This is a genomic window from Bifidobacterium sp. ESL0728, assembly GCF_029392015.1.
GTDB lineage: Bacteria > Actinomycetota > Actinomycetes > Actinomycetales > Bifidobacteriaceae > Bifidobacterium.
Genome location: NZ_CP113925.1, coordinates 280,926 through 298,661, shown reverse-complemented (window position 1 = coordinate 298,661; position 17,736 = coordinate 280,926). Strand labels below are relative to the sequence as shown.

13 protein-coding genes are annotated in these 17,736 nt (G+C 53.8%); 3 read left to right on the top strand and 10 right to left on the bottom strand.

Features of this window, described 5'->3' with window-relative positions; all coding sequences use genetic code 11:
- Positions 1-206: 206 nt before the first annotated feature.
- From OZX67_RS00895 to OZX67_RS00880, 4 genes are all read right to left on the bottom strand, one after another.
- Entirely contained in the window at positions 207-1,253 is a 1,047-nt protein-coding gene (locus OZX67_RS00895; protein WP_277143281.1) for a DnaJ C-terminal domain-containing protein, read from the bottom strand.
- 123 nt (positions 1,254-1,376) lie between these two features.
- Entirely contained in the window at positions 1,377-2,270 is an 894-nt protein-coding gene (grpE, locus tag OZX67_RS00890; protein WP_277143278.1) for a nucleotide exchange factor GrpE, read from the bottom strand.
- A 2-nt stretch (positions 2,271-2,272) separates the two neighbouring features.
- Positions 2,273-4,165 carry a molecular chaperone DnaK gene (gene dnaK / locus OZX67_RS00885; protein ID WP_277143276.1) on the bottom strand — a complete coding sequence of 631 codons (1,893 nt, stop codon included), beginning with the start codon at positions 4,163-4,165 and terminating at the stop codon, positions 2,273-2,275.
- Between the two features lie 394 nt (positions 4,166-4,559).
- Positions 4,560-4,724 carry a YjzC family protein gene (locus OZX67_RS00880; RefSeq protein WP_277143275.1) on the bottom strand — a complete coding sequence of 55 codons (165 nt, stop codon included), beginning with the start codon at positions 4,722-4,724 and terminating at the stop codon, positions 4,560-4,562.
- Positions 4,725-5,053: 329 nt separating this feature from the next.
- Here OZX67_RS00880 and OZX67_RS00875 point away from each other — a divergent pair, with 329 nt between their 5' ends.
- Both OZX67_RS00875 and OZX67_RS00870 read left to right on the top strand, forming a co-directional pair.
- Entirely contained in the window at positions 5,054-6,115 is a 1,062-nt protein-coding gene (locus OZX67_RS00875) for an ATP-binding protein (RefSeq protein WP_277143272.1), read from the top strand.
- Positions 6,108-8,366, top strand: coding sequence for a S8 family peptidase (locus OZX67_RS00870; protein WP_277143270.1), 2,259 nt, complete (start codon positions 6,108-6,110; stop codon positions 8,364-8,366). The genes OZX67_RS00875 and OZX67_RS00870 overlap by 8 nt, the downstream gene beginning before the upstream one ends.
- Before the next feature lie 256 nt (positions 8,367-8,622).
- Here OZX67_RS00870 and OZX67_RS00865 read toward each other — a convergent pair whose 3' ends face one another.
- Positions 8,623-9,216 carry a helix-turn-helix domain-containing protein gene (locus OZX67_RS00865; RefSeq protein ID WP_277143268.1) on the bottom strand — a complete coding sequence of 198 codons (594 nt, stop codon included), beginning with the start codon at positions 9,214-9,216 and terminating at the stop codon, positions 8,623-8,625.
- Between the two features lie 696 nt (positions 9,217-9,912).
- Between OZX67_RS00865 and OZX67_RS00860 the strand changes: the two genes are divergently transcribed.
- On the top strand, positions 9,913-11,070 hold the full coding sequence (locus OZX67_RS00860; RefSeq protein ID WP_277143266.1) for an ATP-binding protein: 1,158 nt from the start codon (positions 9,913-9,915) through the stop codon (positions 11,068-11,070).
- Between the two features lie 225 nt (positions 11,071-11,295).
- On the opposite strand, the gene OZX67_RS00855 is transcribed toward OZX67_RS00860, so the two are convergent.
- From OZX67_RS00855 to OZX67_RS00835, 5 genes are all read right to left on the bottom strand, one after another.
- The gene (locus OZX67_RS00855) at positions 11,296-12,417 is read right to left on the bottom strand and encodes a hypothetical protein (RefSeq protein WP_277143264.1); all 1,122 of its coding nucleotides are present in this window, start codon (positions 12,415-12,417) and stop codon (positions 11,296-11,298) included.
- Entirely contained in the window at positions 12,414-13,022 is a 609-nt protein-coding gene (locus OZX67_RS00850) for an ABC transporter ATP-binding protein (protein WP_277144807.1), read from the bottom strand. Before OZX67_RS00850 ends, OZX67_RS00855 begins: the two co-directional genes overlap by 4 nt.
- Before the next feature lie 365 nt (positions 13,023-13,387).
- Positions 13,388-14,602: a peptidoglycan-binding domain-containing protein gene (locus tag OZX67_RS00845; RefSeq protein WP_277143262.1), complete on the bottom strand. Its 1,215-nt coding sequence runs from the start codon at positions 14,600-14,602 to the stop codon at positions 13,388-13,390.
- A gap of 31 nt (positions 14,603-14,633) precedes the next feature.
- On the bottom strand, positions 14,634-15,164 hold the full coding sequence (locus OZX67_RS00840) for a hypothetical protein (RefSeq protein ID WP_277143259.1): 531 nt from the start codon (positions 15,162-15,164) through the stop codon (positions 14,634-14,636).
- Positions 15,165-15,909: 745 nt separating this feature from the next.
- Positions 15,910-17,514 (bottom strand): MDR family MFS transporter, encoded by a 1,605-nt coding sequence (locus OZX67_RS00835; RefSeq protein WP_277143257.1) that lies wholly within the window; start codon positions 17,512-17,514, stop codon positions 15,910-15,912.
- Positions 17,515-17,736 lie beyond the last annotated feature (222 nt).

Sequence of the window (17,736 nt, the reverse complement as noted above, 5' to 3'; positions counted from 1 at the left end):
ACCAATCGTCGCGATCCATCAAATCAATACGTCAACCACACATTTCAGCCGGCACCTGAACCAAACCAACGGTTCTTCAACCGGTCATTTCATTGTCGGGTTCGACAGCCGATTCACAACTAACCGACCGTCAAACCATTTCCGCAAAATTCAAGCCGAATATCACTCATCTCTACCCGGTTTTGCTGTAGCCTCAGCCGCGCGAATCACTCGCGCTCTTTGGCCACCTCGTCGACGAACTCACCGGAATTCTTGTCGAATTCCTTGGCGTCGTGCTTCTGCGCCATGCTGGGCCTGCTCGGCACGCGAATCTCCACGCGCCCGACCAAGTCACCATCACGACCAGGAACACCCTTGCCGCCGACACGAACCTCGGTGCCGCTCGACGTACCGGCCGGCACGCGGAACGTCACTTCGTTGCCGTCGAAGTCGAGCGCCTTGACGCGGGCGCCGGCAACGGCCTCGCCGATGGTCACCGGCAACGGCATCACGATGTTGTTGCCGTCGAGGCTGAACTTCGTGTCGTTCTTCACGTGGATCTGCAGGTACATATCGCCTGCGCGCCCGCCGTTGGAGCCGAGCTTGCCCTTGCCGGGAAGCCGGATCTTCTGCCCGTCCTTGACGCCGGCCGGGATGTGGGTCTTGAACTTGCGTCCGCCTGCTTTGAGCGAAACGGTCGCGCCCTTCACGGCCTGACGGAAGGTCAGCGTGATCTTCGAGTTACGGTCCTCGCCGCGCACCGGTTCCTGCGGTTCGCGGTAGGTACTCGACCCGCCGCCGAAACCGCCACCGTAAGGCGAGCCTGCTCCCGCATAGCCGCCGGCACCCTGGCCAGCCGCGTTGCCGAACATCGAGAAGATGTCGTTCAAGTTGGTCGGACCGCCGCCGGAGGTCGAGAAACGAACCCCGCCGGGGCCGCCCGCGCCGCCGCCGAACATCGAACCGAAGATGTCGGAGAAGTCGGAGGCTCCGCCGCCAAATCCGCCTTGTCCGGAACCGCCGGCGAACCTTGCGCCGCCGCCCGCGAACTGGCGGATAGCGTCGTACTTGCGACGCTGGTCCTCGTTGTTGAGCACATCGTAGGCCTCCGAGATGTCCTTGAACTTCTCCTCGGCCTCTTTGGTCTTGTTGAGATCGGGATGATACTTACGCGCGAGCTTGCGGTAAGCCTTGGTGATCTCCGCGCTCGTCGCGTCCTTGGAGACGCCGAGCACCTTGTAAAAATCTTTATCTAGCCATTCATTCTCAGCCATATCACTGCCCTCCTTCTCGGGCTAAGCCGATACATTCCCTGCAACGACTTTACAAACGATAAGTGCGACCCTCCGGCCACGCGGGGAATCGCACTCTACGTATTACGTCATTGCGGAAACCCGCTAGGCCTTCGGGGAAGCCACCACCACACGGGCGGCCCGGATCACCCGGTCGCCGATGCGATAGCCCGCCTCTACGACGGTGTCCACAGTCTCTTCGGTCGCGTTGGCGTCCGGTTTGTGAAGTATCGCCTCGTGTTTGGTCGGATCGAAGGTTTCGCCCTTCTTGCCGAACTTCTCCACGCCGAATTTCTCGAACGCCTTGTCGATCTTGTTGGCAACGGCGGCGAACGAATCGTCCAGATCGCTGTGCTCGCGGATGCGGTCGATGTCGTCGAGAGCCGGGAGCAACGCGGTCAGCACATCGATGATGCCATGCTGGCGGAAGATCTCCTGCTCTTTCTTGGAGCGGTTGCGGAAGTTGACGAATTCGGCACGCTCGCGTTGGAGCGCATCGAGGTAGTCCGCGGCTTCCTTCTTCGCCTGCCCGAGCGGTGTCAGCGTGTTCTCGCCGTCCTTGCCATCGGCAGTGTCGGTCGCATCAGCCTTGTTTGCGTCGCCGGTTGCTTTGTCGCCGTTAGTAGCGTTAGCGGCAGCTGCGGCACCGGCAGCATTGACCTGACTATTGTCAGCACCAGCCTGACCAGTACCCGCCTGCGCGGAAGCGTCGTTCACATTCGTATTGTCGTTGTTGTTGGCAGCTGAAGCGGCAGTACCATCTGGGTTCTGCTTCGCCTCGTCGTCGGCCTTGTCATTCGACTGTTCGGAGCTCATTGTTTCACCCGCCTTTTCGCCGGTTGCACCGGCGCTAGTCTGCTCGGGTTCGGCCGGATTGGCCCCATCGGGGGACCCGCCGAATCCCTCACCCGGCGCATTGAACCCAGCCATCGAGTTGAGCCATGCGTCGTCGGGATCCGGCAGATCCTTCAGATAGTCGTCCTTATCGAACCCGGACATAATTACTTGTTGTCCTTCTTGTCGTCATCGTCGTCAACGACCTCGGCGTCAACCACGTCGTCGTCATCGGACGAGGACGAGCTGGAGCCTGCCGCACCGGCAGCACCGGCACCTGCGGCGCCAGCGGCACCCTCGGCACCCTGCTGCGCATAGAGCGCCTGACCGATCTTCTGCGAGGAAGTGGTCAGCTTCTCCTGCGCGGCCTTGATCTTGTCGATATCGTCGCCTTTCAGGGCTTCCTTCAGGTCGTTGACATCGGCCGTGACTTCCTTGACCACATCATCGGAGAGCTTGGCCTTGTTGTCGTTGACCATCTTCTCCATCTGATAGGCGAAGGATTCGGCGGTGTTGCGGGTATCGGCCTCTTCCTTGCGCTTCTTGTCGTCGGCCTCGTGGGCTTCGGCTTCCTTGACCATGCGGTCGATCTCGTCCTTCGGCAGGGCGGATCCGCCGGTGATGGTCATGGACTGTTCCTTGCCGGTGCCCTTGTCCTTGGCGGAAACGTGCACAATGCCGTTCGCGTCGATGTCGAAGGTGACCTCGATCTGCGGGACGCCACGCGGAGCCGGAGCGATGCCGGTCAGCTCGAAGGTGCCCAGCGGCTTGTTGTCGCGGGCGAACTCGCGCTCACCCTGATAGACCTGAATCAGCACGGAAGGCTGGTTGTCTTCAGCGGTCGAGAAGACCTCGCTGCGCTTGGTCGGGATGGCGGTGTTGCGGTCGATGAGCTTGGTCATGATGCCGCCCTTGGTCTCGATGCCGAGGGAAAGCGGGGTGACGTCGATCAGCAGGACATCCTTGCGGTCGCCCTTGATGACGCCGGACTGCACCGCGGCGCCGATCGCCACGACCTCATCCGGGTTGACGGACTGGTTCGCGGCCTTGCCACCGGTGAGTTCCTTGACGAGTTCCTTGACGGCCGGCATACGGGTCGAGCCGCCGACGAGGACCACGTGGTCGATCTCGGAAACCGAGATGTTCGCATCGTGCAGCACGTTGTTGAACGGCGTGCGGCAACGGCCGAGCAGGTCGGAAGTCATTTCCTCGAAGTGGGCGCGGGTCAGCGTCTCGTCGAGGTGGACAGGCGTTCCGTCGGGGGTCATGGCCAGATACTGCATCGAGATGTTGGTCTCGGTGGAGCTGGAAAGTTCCTTCTTGGCCTGTTCCGCGGCTTCCTTCAAGCGCTGCAGAGCGATCTTGTCCTTGGACAGGTCGACGCCGTACTTGTTCTTGACTTCGCTGACGAGCCAATCGATGATCTTCTGATCCCAATCGTCGCCGCCGAGCTTGTTGTCGCCGTTCGTGGCCTGCACCTGAATGGTGGAGAAGCCGTCGTCGTCCTTGCCGATCTCCAGCAGGGACACATCGAAGGTGCCGCCGCCGAGGTCGAAGACCAGGATGCGTTCGTCTTCCTTGCCCTTTTCAAGGCCGTAAGCGAGTGCCGCAGCCGTCGGCTCGTTGATGATACGCAGCACGTTGAGGCCTGCGATCTTGCCGGCGTCCTTGGTCGCCTGACGCTGTGCGTCGTTGAAGTATGCGGGGCAGGTGATGACCGCGTCGGTCACCGGTTCGCCCAGGTACGCCTCGGCGTCCCTCTTCAACTTCATAAGAATCTGTGCGGAAATCTCCTGCGGAGTCCACTTCTTGCCATCGATATCCACCGACCAGTCAGTGCCCATGTGGCGCTTGACCGAGCTGATGGTGCGGTCGACGTTGGTCACGGCCTGACGCTTGGCGACCTCGCCGACGAGAATCTCGCCGGACTTGCTGAACGCGACCACCGACGGGGTGGTGCGAGCGCCCTCGGCGTTCACGATGACCGTGGGTTCGCCGCCTTCGAGCGTTGCGATGCAAGAGTTTGTGGTACCCAAATCAATACCTACTGCACGTCCCATATTCGTATCTCCTTATTCGTTACGTTTCACATCTGTTCGCTCGGGTCCGGAAGCCGTGCCGAGACTTTCATTTCTCGTTCGCGGCCCGTATCCAGGTTCGCACCTGATTGATGTTCCAAAACCTGAGCCTACTTCACTCAACTTTGTATTGTCAAATTATATTCCCAAATTGAAGAAAAAACTTGAGTCTTTTTGGCTCAAGTTTTTGAAATCGGAGATTTATTCGTCATGAAACGTTGGAATTCCAAGGATTTAATAGATAAATCAAAAATCATACCTTGGTAGAAATCTGAAACTCACGCAAAAGCATCGATTCGCCATACAGAGGCCTTTATCAACTTGATTCCAGTTCGATACGACATGCGCTCCGCCCATTGGGCGGAGCGCACATTAATCACCGATGCTGCCAACCATGGCCTGGCTGTTGGGTTGGTGGGAGACGATCACCATTCCCTATCGTCACAATATGGGGATTCGGCACAGCTCCTCCCCTCGGTCCAACCTCAATATAAGAACCAGGTTGATGATTATCCTCACCGGGCTTGTATACTTCTGTCATGTTGACTCCTATTTAGTCAAAAGCCTATGGGAATCAAAAGAGGGCTTGACATACTTCATTCCGCTCTTGCTGCAACATGTTTATGTGCTTTAAAATCGCTTAAACACGCACGACACCCATGGGCCAATTTTGCGACTTCGGCCTACTGGAACAGGCCGAAGTTTTTTATTATCCGACCCGCCACAGCATGCCAAGTCGTTAGCAATAACAATACCACAAAAATACAATTTGGGACATTAATTCTAAAATTGGGACAAAATTGAGTAAAATTATGCTATAATTATCTTAGTTATAAACAATCTCTAAACGCAGGAATTAGGTGAAACGCAATGAAGAAACGTGACGTGCTCAATCTCATCAGATATTATTCAGAGCACAACGATGCCGCATTCAGAAACGAGGCATACAACATTGCTAAAGATTTCGATCACTCCGGAGACTCTCAGCTAGCGGAGTACATCATAGCGCTGCTTTCCGGCACAAACACTTTTGTACCACAATCGACAGAATCCGATGTTCACTCAGGTTTTCTTAACAAATTGCCGGTTGTGAAAACATCGTTACCTTTACCAACAGCCATAGCACAGGATATTCAAGGACTAATTAACGCTATAGGTCGAAACGTTGGTATTCATCGCTTTCTTTTCCATGGCCCTGCAGGAACCGGTAAAACCGAATCGGTTAAACAAATATCATCAATCCTGCAGCGCGAACTTTACGTTGTTGATTTCAGCGCGATGATTGATAGCCGACTTGGCCAGACAGCAAAAAATATCACCAGCCTCTTTGCGGAAATCAACAGCTTCACACAACCGGATAGAACGGTAATTTTATTTGATGAAATTGACGCATTAGCTCTAGACCGCGTGGATTCCCATGACGTGCGCGAAATGGGCCGAGCAACTTCGACATTGCTTACACAGATGGACAACCTGCCTGAGAACATCGTTTTATTCGCAACCACTAATCTGTTTAGCAAATTCGACAAAGCATTTATTCGTAGATTTGATGCGGTTATTGATTTCGGTCGATACACGAAAAGCGACCTTTCTGATGTGGCCACAAATATCATGAATGACTATGCGGGGCAATTCTCCTTTATAGGCAAGAACATCCGCCTGTTTAAAAAAATTATGAATCTTGCACCGAAACTTCCCTATCCCGGCGAGATGAAAAACATCATTCGCTCCTCGATTGCATTTAGCAAACCAGGAGACGAATTCGATTATCTCCGCCGAATCTATACCTCATTAATCCCAAACGGAAATGCCGTACTCACCGATCCTCAAAAACTCAGAGCACAAGGATTCACTGTACGGGAAGTAGAAACACTAACGGGCATTCCAAGAAGCACTGTATCGCGAGAAACGAAGAGAGGTAAGAATGAATAACATCCTTCGCCTTAAAGGCACGTTACATCGTGGAAACGGCTCGGCACCTGGGCCGGCACACCTACCTGCTCATGAAAAAGTGACTGCCGATGAAATACTCCAGAAAAAGCGGCAACTACTTTCAGTACTCAAGTTCTGGCAGGCGCAACGAATAAACATAGATCCACTCGTCGAAGTCCATTATCGTACTGTCGTAGCAAAAAGCAATCGCATTAAAAAACTGCTTTCTTACCCGAACCACCTCGCAAGCACTTCAATTGTTGGTGCCACCTTTGAGGGGCCAGAAGAAAATCCAAATCACGTCATCACGTATTGCGTGCCATTAACGGCAATCGAGTCAACAATTATCGACTTGCAACGCTGTGCTGATACGCTCAATGTGTACGGCAAAGAAATAACCGCTACTGAACTCAGCGAAATCACTAAAAACGGCCTATCAACGTCGGCAAGCCGGTTTGGCCTGAGCAAGTCATCTTTTGCGCAAATCATATGCGACGTACATGCTATCAACAGATTCGACGTCAAAAGCGAAGCGCCAGAAAATAGCCACTCATCCTTAGTTACCATTTATGACACGAAAAAAGAAACCGTGCAGCTTCTTAATGAGCTAGGCCTTGATATTATCGACGCGAACCTCCTTGACAAGACGACAATAAATCTGCGGCCCGATCAATATGATATCCTTCGGGCAAAAGCCCCATATCTCGTTGCCATGTCGTTGCAAGATATTACAGAGTTCAAATTCGAAAAGAGCACAAACGGACAACGTTCCACACTAGAAATTCCAGAGCCTAAAAATGAGCCCATCATCGGCGTCATTGATACATGCTTTGACAAAACCGTATATTTCAAGAATTGGGTCGAATACCATGACGAACTCAATCCAGAATTCGATAAAAATCAAAGAGACTATCGTCATGGTACCGAAGTCTCATCAATCATCGTTGACGGGCCACATTTAAATCCAGAACTTGATGATGGTTGTGGCCGTTTCCGCGTACGACATTTTGCTGTTGCAACCGCTGACAAGAACAGCTCCTTCACTATATTCAAGTCAATCCAACGCATCGTTGCTCAAAATCAGGATATTAAAGTATGGAATTTAAGTCTAGGCTCCATATATGAAGCACCCACAAATTTCATCTCACCTGAAGCAGCACTCCTCGATGAGTTGCAAAATCGTTATGACGTGATTTTCGTCGTTGCAGGTACTAACAAACTGCCAGGAGATGACCCGAACCGTCCAAAACGGATAGGTTCACCTGCAGATTCAATCAACTCAATTGTTGTCAATTCCTCATCAAGCCTGAACGAGCCTGCAAGCTATACACGAGAAGGTCCCGTCCTCCAATTCTTCAGGAAACCAGACATTTCCTGTTTTGGCGGAGACAATTCAGATCGCATGGCAGTTTATTCGCCCGATGGCATCACTACAACTGCCGGAACCTCGTTTGCGGCACCTTGGATCGCCAGGAAAATGGCTTTCTTAATACAGACCATGGGATTGTCTCGTGAAATAGCAAAAGCACTCCTCATCGATTCAGCTTCAGCATGGGGAAGTGTCAATACCAACAGAACAAAACTCGGCTACGGAATCGTCCCACGGAAAATTCAGGACATATTAAAAACACCAGCCAACGAAATACGATTTGTCATAGAAGGCACAGCTAAAACCTTCGAAACATCAAACTATCGCATCCCGGTTCCAATAACAGATGACAAATATCAATACACTGCTCGCGCAACTTTGTGCTATTTCCCAAAATGTAGCCGGCAGCAAGGAGTGGACTATACGGACACCGAACTCGATTTCCATTTTGGAAGAGTCAAGAAAAACGGCATCGATTCTCTCGACCAAAACGTCCAAGGCGACCCTGGAGCAAAAGTATATGAGGGATCGGCACGTCAACTGTATCGAAAATGGGACAATGTCAAACATCTAAGTGATGTTGAAAAAAGCCGTTTTATACCTCGAAAAATTTTAGGACAACCATATTGGGGATTCAAAATACGGTCAACAACACGTTCTGATACTCAGGAAAAAAGAGACCTACGATTTGGAATCGTGGTCACTCTGAAGGAGATGAAAGGACGTAACCGAATCGATGAGTTCATTCAGACGTGTCAGCTTCAACCTGAACCATGGATTGTGAACGAAATTGACATGAATACCGGTATTGAGCTCTATCAGCAATCTGAAGCTGAAATCGACTTTGATGAGCACGATGATGAAACTGGAGATACGGACTAAAAACAAACTTATACATGCAAGGCCCCATGAAAGTCACTCATGCGAAACATCATGAAATTCCGGGGTCAATTCATTTAAGAGGACGAAGTTTGCCGAAGCCAACTTACGCTAACCCGCAGTCACCAAATACCGTACATACCTACTAGATTTCCTTTGGCAACCATGGGTTAGGCTGAGCGTACAACAGCGAAAAACATCCATCCACGCGGGCGCTCTTCTATGGACGAATCAATCCAAACCGCCAAACAGTCGCATCTCATAACCATCTATAGTGATACGCCATGAGTCCAAGGATGCCACCTATGACGGCAGCCACCACCACGACCACGGCAAACACCTTCCACTGATTTTCCCATCGCTGCCAAGGCTTTCGGGAGGAACGGTCGATATCCTCACCGGCAAGATATGCCTTAAGTTCCTTATACGTAACGATGTCGATATCTCGCGACAGCCGGTAGCTGGCACCCCCCAATCCGCAACTCAGCGCCAATAGCAATATGCCCGTACCCATCAACCACCACCACTCCAACCTCGGGCAGACCGCGAAAGCGACACCCAGCATCACTAAGCCGACAATGAGTGCGATCCACCCTGCCGTGTTTAACATCACCAGCTGTCGCCCATTGCGCTTGATTTCCTCGTTCATGGTTTCCACATCTCCTTTGACCAGTTCGTCCAGTGTGATGCCGAAAAGATTGCCGAGAAGCAAGAGGTTCTGCACATCGGGATAGGTGCGGCCGGTCTCCCAGTTCGAGACCGTCTGACGCGAGACGAAGATCTTGCCCGCAAGGTCGTCCTGAGACAGGCCCATCGCCTCACGATGGTCACGAATCTGACCACCCAACTGCATCTCGACCGCCATCGTACTTCACCGTTCCTTATCCCAAAACAGAAGATTGCCATTGCCAGACTGCACCGAACCGCTCGCACGCATAACCAGTCATGTGAGTTCCTCAAGCTTCTGCAATCACCTTTAGCTTACAGAATCAGGATGGAACAGACACGGCCAACTGTGGAATCCGTTACGAGCATTCAGTCGGCTCAGCCAATTCACCGGCAACCGTTCCGGCAATCCCAACGTAATCCAACGCGCCCGGACGCACCAAGCCAGAACGCGAAAAATCCCTGCCAAAAGTCTTTGACATGGCGGAATTTCAACGATTCTGAGATGTCTTTTCAAAAGCGGCCATCACCAACCAACGAATTACATAATCCGAAACCGTCAATTTGCATAAAACGAAACCGACAACTTGCATAAGCCCTAATTGACAATTTGCATAGTTCGAATTTAACAATCTACATAGTCTGAATTGACAGATTTACATAATTTGAATTTTACAATTTGCATAACTTGAACTGACAGATTAACATAATTCCTACTGACAGATTTGCATAAGTTCTAATCGTCAATCTGCATAATTTCTATTGACAGATTATCATAACTTGAACTGACAGATTTGCATAATCCGAATTGACAGATTAACATAATTTCTGCTAACAGATTTACATAATCCGAATTGACAGATTATCATAAGAAAGTGCGACCATGATTCCTCGATTGCTCACCGAAGAAGCCAAGAAAATGGCAACCTGGTTCCCTATCGTCTCCGTCATGGGGCCACGCCAATCAGGAAAATCAACCTTGCTCCGCAACGCATTTCCCGACTACACCTACCTCAATCTCGAACTCGGACGCTTACGGGATTCGGCCAATACAGACCCTGAAGGGTTTATGGTCACGCAACCAGTACACTCATTCATCGATGAGATGCAATACGCGCCCGATTTGTTCCCAGAAATGCAAGCAGTCTCGGACGAGCGCCACGAAACCGGACAATATCTGATTTCCGGATCGCAGAATTTTCTAATGAACAAAAACATTACGGAATCGCTGGCCGGCAGAGTGGGAATTCTGGAATTGCTGCCGCTCAGCTACAAAGAAGCCCAAGGGGTTCCAAGCGTTCCAAGCGTCGACGAATTCACCTTCCGAGGCGGGTACCCGCATCTTTATGAAACAGACGTGCCGGAAGGTACGTTCTATTCAAGCTATCTGTCAACATACGTCCGCCGCGACGTGAGTACACTTTCCAATATCCGCGATTTTTCATCATTCGAGACGTTCCTGAGGCTTTGCGCACAGAGTTCCGGCGAATTACTGAACACGACGCATCTCTCCAGGGAATCACAAATATCGTTGAACACCGCGAAAGGGTGGCTGAATATCCTCGCAGCCAGTTATATCGTGTTTCTGCTGCCGCCGTATTTTTCGAACGCGCGCAAACGACTGACGAAGACGCCAAAGCTCTATTTCTACGACACGGGTTTGCTCTGCTATCTGCTCGGCATCCGCAACGTCGACGAACTGATTCGACATCCGAAGCGCGGAGCCGTGTTCGAGAACCTCATCATCGAGGAGACGCTTAAACGCGGGTTCAACGCCAACAGCGAATCGAGGCTCTATTTTTATCGTGATTCCAATGGCGTGGAAGTCGATCTGATGGACATGACGGATTCACTTTCGCCGCAGCTCATAGAGATCAAGTCCGGCATCACACCGCGCGACGATTTCTTCCGCCACTTGAAAACCGTCGGTCGTGACCTCGATATCCCGATCGAGCAACGACAGGTCGTTTATCGCGGCAAGTCAAGTTTCCGCACCCCCAACGGCCGGTTCGTATCGGCTAAGGATTATCTGCTGAAATAGATTCAACACGAAAACCTGTAAAATCTTTAGCCTGATGAGATTCCGAAGTCTAGCAATCGGTAGAGCGCACAAATCCGTTATACTTTTATAGAAGTCAAAAAGGAATACGGGCTATGAATAAATACCTGATTCCTACTTGTGGGGCAGCGTCATTCGTGACGGATGCCCCACAAGTTTATGCAGTCAAACTTTCCAAATAATCCGAAACCATAGATACTGCTCTATCTATCGCCGGTTCTTGAAGAAGGCGAAAAGCTGGGTGCTGCGGATGGAGGTCAGACCGACGGCGGTGCCCAGTTGCGCGGTCAGAAGGGCGGCGATCAGCGGCGGGAGCTGTACGAGCGTGAAGGTGACGGCATTGGCTCGACCGGACATGGCGGTTGCGGCAAACATGGACGCGGCGACACACAATAGCACCGCGGGCACGCTCCACCCAAGGGTTTCTAGGGCGAAAATGACATGGAGGCCACGTCGCGGCAGACCCATGTGCAGGTCGTCGGCAATCTCAACCTTGCGCATGCGTACGGCGAAAAGCGCGATGACGAATGCCAGCAACGGAGTAAGAGCCAGCATGAAACGGCTTGACCGCGCGTTGTATTGCGCATTGAGATCGGCGGAAGTGCCCAGCGAAACGTTAGCTTGGCGAATCTGTGAGCTGGGTATGCCGCCGGGATAAGCGAACCACGCGGTGTTGATCAGGTCTTTGGCGCTGGGATTGCTGGGGTTGACGCTCGCCCAGCACTCGTCCCACGGTTCGTCCCAGCTTGTGGAGGTGGAGGTGATGACGGAGTAGGCGATGCGCTGGTCGCGACCGTCTTCGGGCCACGGGAATATTCCAGCGATATGCATGACACCTTGATTGCTGGGCAGGCTATCGCCTTGACGGACTTTGAGCGTATTCGCCAGCTGATCGGATATCCACACGCCTGACGAGGCCGAATCACTGTTCGAGAATCTGACACCAAGTACATCCGCCATCGACGGCGTTACATCCCATTGATCAAGCTGCACACTCGGCATGGCATCGAGAGTGACATCATCGTCTTCGCGCAGGGCACCGGCCGACTGGATGGGATGGGTGCGTTTCCCGTTCGCGCCTTTGCCCGACGCCTCAGTAAGCGCACCGCAGGAAACCGGGTTGATCTCCTGCTCCTGCGCGAGGATATGGATGGACGAGCCGCTCGAAACCCATTGCCGGGCCTGATGCTGCAGGCCTGCCACAGTGTTGAGGTCGAACATAGTCACCACGATGGCGAGCACGGCCAGAATCGCAAGGCAACTGATGGTGCGCGAGGTGCCGGAAGTGATGTCGCGCCAAGCCTCCGAGAAAATGCTGGAACGTTTCATGCCTGCTCCTTACGCTCTTCGTGGTTTTCATGCCACGCAAGGTCGATGACCCTGCTGCAGGCCGCGCGGGTGTTGGGGTCGTGGGTGGCGATAACGACGATGGTGTCGCCAGTCGCCAAGCCGGTCAAGGTCGCGTCGACGTCGCTGGCGGTGCGCTGGTCGAGTTGGGCGGTGGGTTCGTCGACCAACAGCAGCCCGGGCTTGCTGGCTACGGCACGGGCGAGCATAAGACGTTGGGCCTCGCCGCCGGAGAGTTCGCGGAATTGTCGGTCGGCCAAATCGGCCAGATGGAATGTGGTCATGATGTCCATCGCTTCATCGACAGCCTGCTCGCGTTCGTAACCCCGCCCGAGCAGCGGCTGGACGACGTGGTCAAGCGCGGTTCGGCGAGGCATGCCGTGCGGGTTCTGGAACACCCACCGAACGCTGCTGATATTGTGGCGCTCGACCTGCCCTTCGGCCGGTTTAGCAAATCCCGCGACGATTGAAAGCAGCGTGGATTTCCCTGAACCGGAGGGTCCGCACAACCCGATGGCCTCCCCTGGTCTCAGTGTGAAATCAAGGTCTCTGAACAGCCAAGGCCCGTCGCCAAAGCGATGTCCCAAATGCTCCCCGACAACCGCAGGTTCACCCGCATCATCGGCAATGTCGGAAGAGGAATCGGTCACATTGGTTTCATTCGCAACAGCAAAAGGGACGACGGCATCCTCAGCTTTGGTATTCCGAAGGAGATTTACAGTATCGGCTGGTTGCGTACGAGAGCTGTCGGGTTTCTTGGCCGAATCATTTCCGCTCGAATCATCCTCAGATATGTTGGTATTCTCAGATATCGCAGTATTTCCAGGACCTATGTCTGAAGAAGAATCCGTATCGTTAACGCCATCGGTCACACCTGCAACTTCGCCGACGCTCTTAGTATCGTCTGCAACCGCAGGCTCATCAGATAATAACCGTGCAGAATCCCCGGCCATTATTCCGTATCCTTTTGGGTGCCTTGCACGTCGGTTTTCCCGTCTCGCAAGTTAGCCGAAGCGGAACCATCCTTCAAATCGCTCATATCACCCTGTTTATCAACGCCGTTGCCGCTGCTGCCTGACTTGCCGCCCTTATCCGCTTTGCCCGCGGTGCATTTCACGCCATCAAGGCGATGGCCGAGCACGACCTTGCCGATCGGCGTCTTACCGTCGGAAGGCTGGACGAGCGTGGCTCCCAGCGCGGAACCGATGACATTGACCGGTATGGCTTTCTTCCCATCGGGCGAGACGCAAGCGGTTTCGCCATCCTGCCCGACGATGGCCGACGGCGGCACCTTCATGGTTTCGATGGGTTTTTCTAGGGCCAGCAAACCGTTCGGTTTCTTGCTTTTGTCAGCCAAGCTGTCCTGATACTCTTGGCTGGCGGAAATCTTGCTAAGGAATGTTGCGTCCGTAATACGTCCGTCCACTTTGTCAAGTCCTATCGTGACGTCAAACAGCGAGAACGTACGCCGCCCTGCCCGCAGCCCGGTTGGAGGCCGAAAGGTGACGGCGGTCAGCTGGCCACCGACCTTCATCACTTCGACATCCGGCGAAAGCGCCGCGTTCAGATCCACGGAACATTGCGTAGGAACGACCGTGGATTCGGGAATCCACACCACATCTTCGGGTCCGATCGATCCGCCGGCATTGGAAATTCCTGCATGTTTGAGCAGTTGGGAGACGCCATTGGCGGTCGATTTGCCGTAGACGCCATTACCGTCCGCAGAATAGCCCAGCAACGAGAGCTCACGCTGTAATGCGGCAACATCCGCGCCGGAAGCGCCCGACGAAACCGACCTATACAGCGGAGTATCGGTATGCAACGCGATAATCGGCTTGCCGTCTACCGACATCAGCTTGTCGCCGGAATGAACCGCCTGACCGGCCTTGCACGATGATTCACTGACCGTCCCCGAGGTTTTCGCGGTGACCGAACGCACGGGACTGGTCTCAAACGTTACCGCGGGCACCGTGATCTTGTCTTCATACGTCTGCCTCGTGGCTTTCACCATATCCGGCGCAGCGGCAACGTCAAGACCTTGCGGCGTAGGGGTGGGGACGAGCAACGAGCCGACGATCACGCCAACGGCCAGCGCCGCCAGTCCGGTGATCGCCAAGGGAATCGCCAACTTAGACAGGGACGCATGCTTTTTCGATTTTTCCATCATCGATGTTCCTTGATATTCGATTCCGCATCACTCATATATCTATGCTCATACCGTTACCGGCCAAGCAGTTCTGCGCGGCATCCGTGGACGCATCAAAAGGAAGCTTCTTCCTCAGATCGCCGCCGCCTTCCAACGCGTCCTTAAGCTTTTTGGCGGTATAGCTCTTATCGACGACCTTGCTTCTTTGCAGGCAGGTGACGGTGGCTTCATACGTGTCAGAAAGGAGATCCGGATTGGTCTGCTGGGTTTCATACAGTATCTCGATATCCGAGGAATCCACCGAGCAACTCTTGTTGGCATTCGCCATTTTATTCACCTCGGCATCACTGTGCGGAACCGGATCGGTGCCATTGTTCGCGTAAATGCCGCTCGGCAGTTTCTTTTCGAGCATTTTCCAGCCCTTGCTGGCCATGCACGAGACCTCTTTGGCGTGCGCGGCCTCGTAATCCTCCGCACTGACCTTGCCGTTTTTCTTGGATCGCGTGATCACTTCACGCTCATAGCTGCTCAGTTTCTTCTTCGCCAGATATTGGTCGAACAGGGCATCCATACTTGACGCCATCTTCGCACTTTTCTTCGTCTCGTTCGAACTGGAACTTGAATCCGACGACCCCTGCGCATCGTGCTTCCATGGTGCGGAGCAAGCAGTCAGCGAGGCAAGCAGACCGACGCACGACAAAGCAGCAAGAGCACGGCAAGAGGCGCTTTTGCGGCGTATAGTCGATTTCCGACTCTTTTGGCCGATGGATTCGTTTTTCTCAGACAAATTTCGATGCAAGTAATCAAACAACCTTGTTTTTAACATCCGCACAAGCCTCCTCAGTGAGTCATCATCCAGTGATAGATACCACATTACTATGCCATATTGGATATAACTGAGAGTAATGTCCGATATTTCTGGAAAAAATATTGGATAAAGCTTAAAGTTCTTTGAAAATCACTGATGTCAAAGGCGTGCGGTCAAATTCGCGCCGATTAATAACGGAAATAAACAAAACTCCGCTCACACTAACCCATGGTTACCGAAAGAAACCATGCAAATACGTACAGTATCTTTTGGTAACCATGGGTTAGTGTGAGCGCGAATCCACAACAACACGAAAAAGCCCCGCCAAAACTTTGGCAGGGCTGGATTTCAGGAAGTTCGGGACGCGGGGGTCGCGATAGGCGCCTAAAACGTCCCGAACACCTTAACGCACTCAGCGCTCAACTCGACGTACTCACTGTTCAACTCAGCGCACTCAGAGCTCAACTCGCCACACTCAGCGCTTAACTCAACGCGCTCAGGATTCAACTTAGCGCACTCATTACTCGAGCGTGGTGGAGAGTTCCTTTTGACGCACGAAGAAGAACACGATTACGGCGACAATCATGAACGGGACCATCCACAGGAAGATGGGCAGCAGAGCGCTGTTGTAGGCGTCGATGATTGGGGTGCGCAGCATGCCGGGCAGTGCGTTGACGCCGCTCGGGGTCAGACTGCTGGCGCTCAGATGCATGGCACCGTTCATCGCGGCCGTGCCCCTGTGCCCCATAACCGCACCGCTGGAGGCCATCTGAGCCATCACGGCGGCGAGGTTGTCGTGTACGAAACCGGTCAGGCGCGAGGTGAAGATGCTGCCGACGACGGCCGAGCCGATGGTGGCGCCGACCTGCTTGAAGTAGTTGAACGAAGCGGTGGCGGTGCCGACGATCGAAGTGGGGAACGCGTCCTGGACGATGAGCGTCAGGATCTGCTGGCCCAGGCCGAGGCCGATGCCGAAGACCATTGTGTAGAGGCAGAGCAGCCAGACCGGCGAATCGGCTTCCAGCGTCGAGGTCAGCGCGAGGCCGACGGCCATGATGGCGGTGCCGACGATCGGGTAGATCTTGTACTTGCCGGTTTTGGAAACGAGGTTGCCGGAGATGATCGAGGTGATGAGCACGGAGGCCATCATCGGCACCATTAAAAGGCCCGCCTGGGTGGCGGTGACGCCGGTGGTCATCTGGATGTAGGTCGGCAGGTAGCTCAGCACGCCGAACATGGCCACGCCGATGAGCAGGGCGCCGATGGTGGCGACGTCGAAGTTGGAGTTGCGGAACAGAGTCATCGGCATGACCGGTTCCTTGACCTTGAGCTCGACAAAGACAAACAGGGCGATCAGCACAGCGAGCGCGACGATGACCTCGGCCCAGTTCCAGGTGTGGGGCTTGCTGGCATTGGTGCAGACCAGCACGACGATGACGGTGATGGCGGCAATCAGAGCCATGCCGAAGTAATCGATGTGGGAGCGGTTTTCCTTGCTTGGCTTGGGCAGATGCAGGAAGACAGTCACGGCCACGAGCGCGAGAATGCTCAGCGGGATGTTCATCCAGAAGGCCCAGCGCCAGCCCGGACCGCTTGTCAGCCAGCCGCCGATCAGCGGGCCGGCCACGGAGGAGACGGCGAAGACGGCACCCATGACGCCCATGTACTTGCCGCGTTCACGGGCAGGCACGACGTCGGCGATAGCCGACTGGGAGAGAATCATCAGACCGCCGCCGCCAAGGCCCTGAATGACGCGGGCGGTGACCAGCAGGTTCATGTTGCCAGCCAACGCGCCGACGATGGAGCCGGACATGAACAGCACAATAGCGATCAGTAGAAGAGGTTTACGGCCAAAGATATCGCTGATACGGCCGTAGACCGGCATCATGACGGTCATCGCCAGCGCGTAGCCGGTGACGACCCAGGTCATGCGGTCGACGCCGCCGAGATCGCCGACGATGGTCGGCATGGCGGTGGACAGAACGGTCTGGCTCAGCGAAGACATGAGCATGGTGACCATCAGACCGATGAAGACGAACATGACGTCACGCTTCGAAGGCCCTTGTTGCCGCGAACGCTTGGTGGCGGGCGCAGCGTCTGTCGCTTGAATAGCAGTCGTTGACATAGCACTCCTTCACAAATTGGTTAGGTGGCCGTCTCTGAGATTTCATTCATTGCGTAAGAGACAAAAAACCGGTGCCGCGCAATGCGAACGAATCGCCATTGACACGACACCGGCCAGAGATTGAACGACGGCCTGAATTTCTTTTCCGCAGCAGACTATCGGCTGGAAATTCGGGGTGCAAGCTCGTTGAGTGTGATGCTCGTCATACGCTTTCAGTTAGTG